Raw genomic sequence first — 308 nt, 5'->3', positions numbered from 1 at the left:
GCGAGCATCTGCTGCTCCCCGCCGGAAAGGGTTCCCGCCACCTGGCGTATACGCTCTTTCAAACGCGGGAAAATATCAAAAACCTTGTCCATGTCCTTGCGTATGGCGTGCTTCTCCGAAAGAGTTACGGCTCTCCTTGAATATGCGCCCATTTCCAAATTGTCACGGACGCTCAAGTTGGCGAATATCCGCCTTCCTTCCGGCACCTGCACAAGCCCCTGCGCCACTATGCGGTCCGGGGGGACGGAACTGATTTCCACGCCGTCATAAATAACGGAGCCGGAAGATTTTTTAATCACGTTAGAAAT

At 53.6% G+C, this 308-nt stretch carries 1 protein-coding gene; it reads right to left on the bottom strand.

Annotated elements, in window-relative coordinates; genetic code table 11:
* On the bottom strand, positions 1-308 hold a 308-nt coding region (locus ACYVTD_RS18995), incomplete at both ends, for an ATP-binding cassette domain-containing protein (protein WP_461249134.1).

Source organism: Treponema sp. R6D11 (assembly GCF_054786075.1).
The sequence above is the reverse complement of the archived record's forward strand: the minus strand, read 5'-3'. Positions and strand labels throughout refer to the sequence as shown.